General features: G+C 52.2%; 11 protein-coding genes and 1 pseudogene. 4 read left to right on the forward strand and 8 right to left on the reverse strand.

What is annotated here, in order from left to right; all coding sequences use genetic code 11:
* From AC2FNE_RS23630 to AC2FNE_RS23665, 8 genes and pseudogenes are all read right to left on the reverse strand, one after another.
* Nucleotides 1–95: pseudogene (locus AC2FNE_RS23630) on the reverse strand (IS6 family transposase); the annotation flags it as partial.
* An 84-nt stretch (nucleotides 96–179) separates the two neighbouring features.
* The gene (locus tag AC2FNE_RS23635; RefSeq protein ID WP_170482832.1) at nucleotides 180–350 is read right to left on the reverse strand and encodes a hypothetical protein; all 171 of its coding nucleotides are present in this window, start codon (nucleotides 348–350) and stop codon (nucleotides 180–182) included.
* Nucleotides 350–652 carry a hypothetical protein gene (locus AC2FNE_RS23640; RefSeq protein ID WP_254442665.1) on the reverse strand — a complete coding sequence of 101 codons (303 nt, stop codon included), beginning with the start codon at nucleotides 650–652 and terminating at the stop codon, nucleotides 350–352. Before AC2FNE_RS23640 ends, AC2FNE_RS23635 begins: the two co-directional genes overlap by 1 nt.
* A gap of 28 nt (nucleotides 653–680) precedes the next feature.
* Nucleotides 681–1,304: a hypothetical protein gene (locus AC2FNE_RS23645; RefSeq protein WP_496806457.1), complete on the reverse strand. Its 624-nt coding sequence runs from the start codon at nucleotides 1,302–1,304 to the stop codon at nucleotides 681–683.
* An 18-nt stretch (nucleotides 1,305–1,322) separates the two neighbouring features.
* Nucleotides 1,323–1,637: a hypothetical protein gene (locus AC2FNE_RS23650; RefSeq protein WP_093964951.1), complete on the reverse strand. Its 315-nt coding sequence runs from the start codon at nucleotides 1,635–1,637 to the stop codon at nucleotides 1,323–1,325.
* 342 nt (nucleotides 1,638–1,979) lie between these two features.
* Entirely contained in the window at nucleotides 1,980–2,273 is a 294-nt protein-coding gene (locus AC2FNE_RS23655; protein WP_170482827.1) for a hypothetical protein, read from the reverse strand.
* A 449-nt stretch (nucleotides 2,274–2,722) separates the two neighbouring features.
* Nucleotides 2,723–2,971 (reverse strand): hypothetical protein, encoded by a 249-nt coding sequence (locus tag AC2FNE_RS23660; protein ID WP_171722464.1) that lies wholly within the window; start codon nucleotides 2,969–2,971, stop codon nucleotides 2,723–2,725.
* Nucleotides 2,972–3,010: 39 nt separating this feature from the next.
* Entirely contained in the window at nucleotides 3,011–4,870 is a 1,860-nt protein-coding gene (locus AC2FNE_RS23665) for a Na/Pi cotransporter family protein (RefSeq protein ID WP_496806458.1), read from the reverse strand.
* A gap of 261 nt (nucleotides 4,871–5,131) precedes the next feature.
* On the opposite strand from AC2FNE_RS23665, the gene AC2FNE_RS23670 reads away from it, so the two are divergent.
* From AC2FNE_RS23670 to AC2FNE_RS23685, 4 genes are all read left to right on the forward strand, one after another.
* A complete protein-coding gene (locus AC2FNE_RS23670; RefSeq protein ID WP_496806459.1) occupies nucleotides 5,132–6,697 on the forward strand; it encodes an inorganic phosphate transporter in 1,566 nt (521 codons plus the stop codon).
* 289 nt (nucleotides 6,698–6,986) lie between these two features.
* Nucleotides 6,987–7,418 (forward strand): Hsp20/alpha crystallin family protein, encoded by a 432-nt coding sequence (locus tag AC2FNE_RS23675; RefSeq protein WP_496806460.1) that lies wholly within the window; start codon nucleotides 6,987–6,989, stop codon nucleotides 7,416–7,418.
* 329 nt (nucleotides 7,419–7,747) lie between these two features.
* The gene (locus AC2FNE_RS23680; RefSeq protein WP_496806461.1) at nucleotides 7,748–8,527 is read left to right on the forward strand and encodes an SDR family NAD(P)-dependent oxidoreductase; all 780 of its coding nucleotides are present in this window, start codon (nucleotides 7,748–7,750) and stop codon (nucleotides 8,525–8,527) included.
* Nucleotides 8,528–8,576: 49 nt separating this feature from the next.
* Nucleotides 8,577–9,569 carry an aldo/keto reductase gene (locus tag AC2FNE_RS23685; protein ID WP_496806462.1) on the forward strand — a complete coding sequence of 331 codons (993 nt, stop codon included), beginning with the start codon at nucleotides 8,577–8,579 and terminating at the stop codon, nucleotides 9,567–9,569.
* The last annotated feature ends 405 nt before the right edge of the window (nucleotides 9,570–9,974 follow it).

Raw genomic sequence — 9,974 nt, forward strand, 5'->3', positions numbered from 1 at the left:
CGAAGCGAGAGTGGAAACCGAATATACAGCATCACCGCAAGACGGATGATCTCGGGACTGGTTTTGAAGTACTTGAAGGAGGCAGGTTTGGTCATTCCCAAACGCTACGCAAACCCCCTGCCCCGTTCAAGCAAAGTTCTTCTGACAAGACCGTCAGCGAGGTTCAAACGGCGCAGCGATCAGGCTGATGGCCAAATCAGGTTCAAGATCAAAACGACGATGAAAATGATCGGAAAGAAAATCAACGCTTGTTGAACTTTTGAGCGGTTTTCAAACCAACCCATACTTCTTACAGCCCAATATGCGCCACCACACAATAGGCCCATGACAATCGCGTGCACCCAATCCATCAGCAGTCCTCCGAAGGCAGCATAGTCACATCAGAATAGCGACCATCCGCCGTTGTTATCCGCGCGCAAGCGCCACTATCACGGTTAGACCAGAATGACGTGAGACCCTCGGAACGGATCAACTCATACCCGAGGTTCTGTATGCCCATCTCCGCTTGGCCCGCACGTGCTCCTTCGAAAGCAGTCAAATCGCTTGAACTACCAATAGCAGGTTGGCCCGGTTTGATAGAAGTGCTTGGAGTATCGCATGCGGCAAGGCCAAGTGCGGCAACTCCAGCCACAAAGGGATCAAGTGACTTCATTGGATTTCCTGCTTGTTGAACTCAGTGGCTACTCGATGCCGATACCAATATCAAAGGTGACCGGTTTCGCCCCGGCGTTTAGGATCTCGACCACATGATCGCCAGACTGCCAAAGTTGGCCTCGATAAGGGGTGTCAGAAGAGATCAGGTCTAGAAAGAGCGAGCCATCCGGGTTGAAAATTTTGTAGTCTAACGCGCCACCGTGGGAACCCACGTCCACGCGCATGAACTGACCATCTGCCGCGCCGAGCACGTAGCTCACTGAAATATTCGGGTTCAATGTGCCCGACATCGCTGCGCCGCTGGTACCTGCCGCGAATTGGACCCGTTGGGTTCCTGAAACTACGGGTATACCGCCGGACCCCGCCATTGCGCCTTGGCCGTCATCGGCGGCCTGCGCGACGCTGAGTTCAGCGACTTGACCGTCGTTGGACCCAAGACATCTCCAGACTGTCTCGCCTTTGTCTTGCAGCATGACGAGCGAATTTGCTTCGGAAAACTCTGTAGACAGAACAGTGCCGCTTTGTCCGTCCGGCCCACCCACAGCACGCGATTGGTCGATGCAACCGTCAATCGCGTCCTGTCCGACGTCAGCGGCCGAGGCGAATGTCGGCGAGATACAAAGAGATAAAGCCAGAACCTTTGATCGCACAACTAAACTCTCCTGGTATTAATTAGACACCGCCGCGTCGCGCAGTTGCTGCAATACTGCATCACATTCGCTGGCCGCTCCGACGATCGCATCCCCGTTTTCTTCCGCGTCCGGAGTCAGTTCTCTCAGGTTAGTGACAGCACGGTTAAAGACTTGATCGACCTGTTCTTCTGTCAGAAGCCCCTCCTGTTGCGCTGCATTTGCAATCCCGCAAACACCGGCTGAAAGCCCGGTAGCGATGCCCATTCCAGCGCCACTGCCGATGCCCAGCATCCCGCCACCAATACCGCCCACAAGCAGCCCTATAACCAGTCCCAAAATCAGTTTGCCCATGTGTTTGTCTCCTAATGCTCTGAGCTTTGTCACCATTATAGAGGCTAATTTGCTTTATTCTTTTTCCTGCATAATCCCACCAAAATCACCAAATTCACTGACGGCGCCAGTACTGCTAACAGTGGCCTGGCGGTCTCCGGCGCAAATTCAATTGCAAGAACCCACGGTAGGCCCAAGGGTAAAAGAAATAGCCCAGACAAGGGATCTCTTGGCTGTTCAAACCAGCCGAAGGTTCCTGTCATAAAGATGAAAGTCGCGCCTGCCCACAGCAACATGAAAACCCAAATCGCGGCTTTGCACAGCATCAGTCATCGCAACGTTCCAGCAAGCTACTTCGCAAAACTAGAGCGTTCCTTCGTTAGTAAGCGACATTATACCGTCTGTGGTACCGTCACTGTAAGCGATGCACTGCCATGGCGCGCGGTCCGGTCCGACGCCGACGCGCACAAACGTCCCGGCTTCAGAAAACTCCGAACCGAGCAGTGCCACATCCGGATTGTTGGTTGTCGCGGTGACATCACGCAAGCAAGCTTGCTCAGCCGCGGTTGGTGCCGCCGACGTAGCACTGGTTGTGCTACCTTCATCACAGGCTGTGAGAAGTACGGCCGCTGGCAAAGCCAAAAGAAAGTTTTTCATAATATACCCTGTTTTACGTTGATCTAGGAAGGCGCCATGGCGCTTTCTCCGGGTCTTTATTTTGTCCCATATTCAACAATACGGTATTCACTTGGTTGGTCAAATTCTTGCGCATTGAACACGCTATCTAATTCAGTCCAATCAAATTGTGTCCGCTTCTACTCGTGAGAGATCGTTCCTGATTGAAATGGTTGTAGACGGAGGAGTGAACAGCGGCGAATTTCTGCAAACTTCGCATGCGTCAACACGTGTGCAATGTGCGCGAAGCAATGGTTGGGTGAATTCCGCTCAATGTCTTCATTGCGGACAAACCCACCGTTCGGTGCTCAAACAGAATTGACGGCTAAGAATGCTTAAACTAGGCGCTCAAGGGTGTTGGCATCAGGCTCAAAATGGCTACGAAGGCCCTCCTCACGACTCCGCCAATTTTCAAAGACAGGAGCAGAGTTCTAGTCAATCTCGCTCAATAGCCACTCCGCCCGTTTTATACTTTCGTGCGCTGTTCCGAGTTTTCGAACTAGTCTGGCTTTCCTGTCAGGATTTTTCTCCAAATGAATTTCGGCTTCAAGATCAGTTGCTTTCTTGCGAAGCTTCTTTAGTACCTTTTGAACATGGCTGGATTTAATTTTCTCCGCTTTGCCTGCCTCAAGGCGCGAGTTGTACTCAGCCATTTTTTCGGCAAGTTTTTTCAGTGCCATCTGAATGCCCCCCGCGGACCGTTGCACAATCTCAGCATACTATTTGCTTTCTGCGACTTGACTGTGACGTTTTTCGGATTTGTCTTCCTTAGACAGCGCGTCGTTCTCAGTCCCATACTCACCGAGTTCTTCTTCTTCCAAAGCCAACAAACGTTCGACTTCGGCCATAGCGTTGTCTCGTTCGATATAAAAGGTTCTCGCTGCTTCGATCAGCTTGCGCATCGCGCTATAGGCATAGTCCGAATCGTTGAGAAATGAAGTTGCAGCATCGGGAGTGAGTTGGTTTTTTCGAATGAGCTGTTCTACACGGCGCGCAGCGGTCTGGGCGTCTTCTTCTACTTGTGCACGTTCCTGATCAAGCCAGAGTGCACTACGCTCCTCCGGTTCTGCGTCTTCAAGCTTTTGAATCTCGACGAGTATTCTGGCAATTTCAGTACGGAGGTCATCATAAAGTTCGGTTGCACTCCCGGAAAACCGTACAGTGTGGCGCAAGATGTTCTTCCGCAGGTGTTTAACAGACTTAACCGCTTGAACGATGTCGCCAGCCACATCTCTCAGTGCGTAAACTCGTTCTGCCACGTCTGGTTCGACACGTCTTTCCCCAACGCGCGTCGAGAATTCGACAATGGCGGAATAGAGCGTCTTGATCTTGCGTCGGTAACTTTCCTCGATATCCATGTCGGAAGGTGTTCGACTGTTTCGAACCACCTCTGCAACGCTGTTCGCGCCAAAAACATCCTTCCGATGCAGGTTCAAACCATGCAAGATCAGCGTCATCGCGTTTTCGTAGAGATGCATAACTTCCTTTCGAAGTGCGATCTCAAGAGTTTGTGGGAAATCATCGGCCGCATCGTTCAGGTAACGCGGTTGACTGACATCCGGGGTTGGTTCGACGATACTGCGTTCAAGAAAGGAGATCAGCCCTCGCATAAATGGTAACATGAGCAAGACGCCGAGCACGTTAAAGATGGTATGGAACACCGCCAACTTCAGAGCATAATCTTCCGCGCCGATGCCCACGGCACCACTGATCAGGTCAACCATCTCACCCAATGGGACTATGAAAACCAAAGCTACCGCCGCAGTGATTGTATTGAAGATCAAGTGCGCCAATGCCAATCGCTTGCCCTGAAAATTGGCGCTGATCGAGCCAATAATCGCCGTAATCGTGGTTCCAATATTAGCCCCGATCGCCAGAGCCAGTGCGTTTTCATAGCTAATTTGTGAAGCAGCAAGCGCGGTGAGAGTAAGCACCATCGTCGCGTGGCTCGACTGCATAATCAAGGTCGCGGCAGTCCCCAATAAACAATAGACCACCAGTCCCCAAAATCCCGGCAGTGCGAATCGCATTAGGTCGACCTGGTCCTTGAACGCGTCGAAACCCTCTTTCATGTAATGAATGCCCAAGAACAGAAATCCCAGTCCACCAAGGGCGTAACCAATGCCACGGAGCACCTTCGGCTTCTGAAATACAAGGATTATGCTGAGGCCGATAATTGGCATGGCGTAAGTTGCGATATTTACCTTCAATCCTAGCCCGGCGACCAACCACGCACCCGTCGTCGTTCCGATATTGGCACCAAAGATTATCCCCACACCACCTATCAGAGAAATAAGGTCAGCACTCAAAAATGAGATCGTGATAACCGAAACCAGTGAGCTGGACTGCAACAACGCAGTAGAGACAAAACCGAATAAGAGCGATCGCGAAACGGACTGTGTCGCTCGCTGAAGCATTCGTTCTAATGTACCGCCTCCAAGTAGCTTGAAGCCGTCTTCAAGCATCAGCATGCCAAACAAAAAAATAGCGATACCAGCTGCAACAATCTGCGCGTCAGGACTTACCCAGAAGGCAATTAGTAGCGCGCCAATTGCGACCGGTAGGTAGTACTTGATCATTCAATCAGTCCAAATTCTGGATCACAAAAACACCGAATGGTGCGGTTATCGACCTGCAGGAAGACCGCACACTAACCTCGACCAATATTCGTATAGCGCCACGGTTCTTAGCCGATATTACATCCCAAACCCGGGCGCTTTCTGACCTCGGTGTTATTATTACCGCAACGTACATGTCTCATTGATTCAAATCATGGCGTAGAAATTCTACTTGCCCAAATTGTTTGAACTGTATTGCTACTTGAGACCGTTGGACCGTGCATGCTGAGAACTGAACGCGTAGAAAAAGCAGTTCGCCTAAACCGCGAAGAACTGTTCCGGTTTGGTACGGCTCTGCTCTTCATCGTCGGCATCATGCTGGTAGCAATGGCCAGATCGGAAGGCGGAACAGACGGAGTGCTCTTGGTCGTCGCCGCAATGATCGGTGGATACATGGCTATGAACATTGGCGCGAACGACGTGGCGAACAATGTTGGCCCCGCCGTCGGGTCCCAAGCAATTACTTTGACCGGCGCTATCCTGATTGCGGCTTTCTTTGAAGCAGGCGGCGCCATGATTGCGGGGGGCGATGTTGTCGGCACAATAAAAAAAGGCATTATCGACCCGGACTTGGTGGCGGACCGAGACACATTCATCTGGCTGATGACGGCAGCTCTACTCGCGGCAGCGGTGTGGCTGAACTTCGCCACAGCCGTCGGTGCCCCGGTTTCCACAACGCATTCAATCGTCGGTGGCGTACTTGGGGCTGGAATAGCTGCGGCCGGTTGGAGCATAGCGGACTGGTACCAGGTTGGGATGATCGCGGCGAGCTGGATTATTTCTCCCGTACTTGGAGGAGTTATTGCGGCAACTTTCCTTTACATCATCAAACGCACGATCACCTATAAATCGGACGTATTGACTGCGGCCAACCAAATGGTGCCATTACTTGTCGCTGTAATGGCATGGGCCTTTGGCACGTACCTGATGCTCAAAGGTGTAAAGAAGTTGGTGAAGGTCGACTTCCCTACAGCGCTGGTGATTGGCCTGTTGCTTGCAATCGTCGTTTATTTTCTCATTCGTCCGTATGTCGCAAACGCGACAAAGCGTCTGGAAAATAAAAAATCAAGCGTGAACGATCTCTTCACCGTTCCGCTAATCTTTGCAGCAGCGCTCCTGAGTTTTGCTCATGGTGCCAATGACGTCGCTAATGCAGTGGGCCCACTGGCGGGTATCAACGAAGCGATCGCCGCCGGTGCCGTGGCCACGAAAGCCTCTATTCCGATATGGGTAATGGCGGTTGGAGCCATAGGCATTTCTCTCGGTCTCGCGCTTTATGGACCCAAATTGATCCGAACCGTAGGAAGCGAGATCACCGAACTTGATAAAATGCGCGCATATTGCATCGCGATGGCGGCGGCGATTACGGTTATTGTCGCCTCACAGCTAGGCTTGCCAGTCAGTTCCACCCATATCGCTGTGGGGGGTGTATTCGGCGTCGGATTCCTTCGCGAATACATCAAGTCCAGCTACGCCCGCATGTTGGACGAAATTAGAGAGCACCACGCCGACCATGACCCAGAAGCGGTTGAAGCATTCCTCGAGAGATTTGAAGCTGCTGACGTCACGACTAAGGGCGAGATATTACGCGATATGAAGGCACAGGCTTCCTCCGACCGTGTCTTGGCTAAGAAAGAACGGAAAGCTCTCGGCAGGGTGCATCGGATCGAATTGGTCAAGCGCAACTTATTGCTCCGAATTGCAGCGGCTTGGGTTATCACGGTCCCTTTAGCAGCTACTCTTGCATCCATGTTCTTTTTTATGATCCGCGGAATGTTGTTGCCCTAGCTATTCCGCAACTGACCCAAAAAGACTACGGCTTCTCGTTTGATCGGCTTCAATCGCCTCGGGCTTTGGTTCTAACTCACAAAAATTTCGACCGTCTGCTCTGGGCTGAAGCAGAAATCTGATCACTTTTGTCGGATGTCCGCTTAGGGTTGGATAGCAGACCCAATCCAACGAAGCGCCAAGGTTTGCTCTACGGACATTGCAGGCATTCTCGTTTGATCCGGATCAAGGACGGAAAACGGCGACCAGCTCAATATCTCTCCAATCTATCAGAGAGGAGAGCGTGGAGATGGTTGAGAAATCTCACACCAGTGGTTTTTGGCCTTCGCTTTATGAGCCTCTTCGGCAGGTCGGGACGCGTGTATCCGAATGGCTGGCCCCGGCGTCGGAGGCGTCAGGATCGGAAAACACTTACCGTATAAGCGTCGAACTGCCGGGGGTGATTGAAGAGGACATCGACCTGAGCGTTCATGACGGTATGGTAACACTGAAGGGAGAAAAGCAGACCGAGCGCGAAGAAAAGGGCGAGACATGGTTCTTCTCAGAAAGGCAGTATGGCTCGTTTAGCCGTTCCTTCCGGCTGCCGCCGGATGCGGATGAAGGAGGCGTCGATGCACATCTGAAGGATGGCGTGCTGACCATCACCATTCCTAAAGTCGCACCGGCGAGGTCGGAAGATACCAAGGTGCAGATCCGCAGATCTGAGGGCTTTGAACCATAAACGGTGCACTCTGCGCGACAGCTGCTTCGTAAACTAGCAGACGCTGGCCAGAAATTTGGCCATGACCGCTAAGCGGACAAAAAACGCCGTTGAGATAAATCAATACTCTCTAACGCTTGAAGACGCATGACAGCAAGGGGGTAACGCACCCCTAACTTTACAGTGCAAGATAGCCGTTCTCGTGTTGGGGTGTTGAGGGACGTAGAGACCAAAGAGAGCTTATGGATATTGGTTTAGCAGCATTGAACACCGGTTATGCAAAAATTGGGAACACTGACAGGTCTGGATAACAAGACACCCGATATAAAGACTCGAAAAGGATCACACAGATGTCACATTCGGAAATCTCACTACCAGAGTTCACGGGTGCAGGAGTTTTGATCACAGGCGCATCGACCGGGATTGGGGCCGAGTTGGCCCGCGCATTTGCCACTCAAGGGGCGATAGTCGGTTTGCATTACAATTCATCTAAACAGGCCGCGGAAACTCTGGCAGCAGAAATCAGAAAAACAGGTGGGGTCGTCGAACTTTTCCGTGCGGACGCTGCCAATTCTGAAGAGCTTAGGGTCGCCGTCGAAGATGCTGCGGTTCGATTGGGCGGGTTGCGTGGTTTGATTAATAACGCAGGAGGGATGGTGCGCCGAGTCTCGTACGAAGAGTTTACCGAAAAAGACTATAATGAGATCATGGATCTGAATGCGCGGTCGATCCTTGTTGCATCCAAAGCTGCGTTTCCGCACCTAAAGAAGGAAGGTGGCTTCGTGATCAACACGACGTCTATCGCCGCACGCAACGGTGCCAGCAACGGCGCGGGGCTCTACGGGTCTTCTAAATCCTTTGTATCGAATGTGACACGCGGCATGGCGAAAGAGTGGATCAAATACGGCATTCGAGTGAATGCCGTGGCACCGGGTGTGATCACCACACCGTTTCATGAGCGGTATTCGACGCAGGAACAACTGGACGCGATGCTTTCCACGGTGCCACAAGGGCGACTTGGCGTCGCTGTCGATTGCGTCGGTGCATACTTGTTCCTCGCCTCTGACACGCTTGCCGGTTACATCATAGGACAAACCATCGAGGTCAACGGCGGCCAGCTAATGCCGTAGACAGCGGGCCCAACGGCATAAACAATACCGAATGAACGGAATGACGAAGATGGAAAAACGACAGGTCGGACGTACAAAGTTGATGATTGACGTGCTCGGGCTCGGCGGCGCTCCGCTCGGGGGTAACTTCGCGGACTTGGGCTATGAACAAGCCGCCGAACTAATTCAAGCCTCAAGAGAAGCGGGCCTCAACTTTTTCGACACAGCTCCTTGGTATGGGTTTGGTAGGTCCGAAAGGGTGATGGGCGACGTGCTGCGCGGTACCGATTACGTTCTTTCCGACAAAGTTGGTCGGCTGCTGCATCCTGGGGCCGTCGAAAATCCGATGGACTACGGGATGATTGATCCGCTGCCCTTCCATGTCGTCTATGATTATAGCTACGATGGCATCATGCGCGCTTATGAGGACAACCTGCAACGGCTGGGGCTCGATCGCATAGATATTCTCCTAGCTCATGATATCGGCACCTTCCAACACGGAAAGGAAAACGTCCAGCATTTCAAAGACCTTTCCGAAAGCGGGTATCGCGCAATGGATGAGTTGCGCAAATCCGGCAATGTCAAAGCGATTGGCCTAGGCGTCAATGAAAACAAGGTCTGCATGGAAGCACTAGGTGTTGGTGACTGGGACGTGTTTCTTTTGGCGGGTCGTTACACGCTGCTGGAACAAACGCCTTTGGATACGCTTTTCCCGGCCTGCGCGGCTGCGGGCACTTCGATCATTTGTGGCGGTCCCTTCAACTCGGGAATTCTTGTCGGCCGGGAAATGTGGAACTACGCCAAAGCTCCAGCCGAGATCGTGGAAAAGGCGCGAGCGCTCAGCGCAGAAGCAGAAGCATTTTCGATCCCGCTGCCGGCGGCTGCGCTGCAATTCCCCCTTGGCCATGAAATTATTTCCTCCGTTATTCCAGGGCCAAGGAACAAGGTAGAGCTAGAACAGATTGTTACGTGGTTCAAAACTCCGATCCCCAGCGAATTCTGGACCTCTCTGAAATCGAAGAGGCTTTTAGAGGAAGCTGCACCAGTACCATCGCAAGCATGACCGCTTCAGCGGTCGCCTAGATTCCTCAAAGAGCGGTTGGGATGATGCTGGACCTCTCAATATCCACATTGCCATTAGCAGCATCAGGATCGATCGACACATTTGGTTCTCCATTGTGCGAAGTTGTTTGACAACTTTAAAACACCTTTTTGCTATGCCATCGAATGCAGCCGAGTGTTTCTGCCCATCGTTTCGAATGCTGCGCACGCGATCAAGGTCTGAGAAGGGCTCGGTGCGGTCATTGGCAGGTTTTATTAATGAATGTCTGCTTTGCAGATGGGGTGGATGGCTCCCGCTCCATCGGCGTCGCGATGCGCCATAGTGCAGGTGTCGTTATCTGCGAGAGAGGAGTCACCCCATGCAAGTTACCACGATCGGCCTTGATCTGGCCAAGAACGTCTTTCA

It is taken from the genome of Ruegeria sp. YKSD179, assembly GCF_059612885.1.

Bases quoted from the DNA above. Each gene is read 5' to 3' on its own strand.
- AC2FNE_RS23660 (WP_171722464.1), bottom strand. From the start codon at position 2,971: ATGGCACTGAAAAAACTTGCCGAAAAAATGGCTGAGTACAACTCGCGC.
- AC2FNE_RS23640 (WP_254442665.1), bottom strand. From the start codon at position 652: ATGAAGTCACTTGATCCCTTTGTGGCTGGAGTTGCCGCACTTGGCCTT.
- AC2FNE_RS23680 (WP_496806461.1), top strand. From the start codon at position 7,748: ATGTCACATTCGGAAATCTCACTACCAGAGTTCACGGGTGCAGGAGTT.
- AC2FNE_RS23665 (WP_496806458.1), bottom strand. From the start codon at position 4,870: ATGATCAAGTACTACCTACCGGTCGCAATTGGCGCGCTACTAATTGCC.
- AC2FNE_RS23655 (WP_170482827.1), bottom strand. From the start codon at position 2,273: ATGAAAAACTTTCTTTTGGCTTTGCCAGCGGCCGTACTTCTCACAGCC.
- AC2FNE_RS23650 (WP_093964951.1), bottom strand. From the start codon at position 1,637: ATGGGCAAACTGATTTTGGGACTGGTTATAGGGCTGCTTGTGGGCGGT.
- AC2FNE_RS23675 (WP_496806460.1), top strand. From the start codon at position 6,987: ATGGTTGAGAAATCTCACACCAGTGGTTTTTGGCCTTCGCTTTATGAG.
- AC2FNE_RS23685 (WP_496806462.1), top strand. From the start codon at position 8,577: ATGGAAAAACGACAGGTCGGACGTACAAAGTTGATGATTGACGTGCTC.
- AC2FNE_RS23670 (WP_496806459.1), top strand. From the start codon at position 5,132: ATGCTGAGAACTGAACGCGTAGAAAAAGCAGTTCGCCTAAACCGCGAA.
- AC2FNE_RS23635 (WP_170482832.1), bottom strand. From the start codon at position 350: ATGGATTGGGTGCACGCGATTGTCATGGGCCTATTGTGTGGTGGCGCA.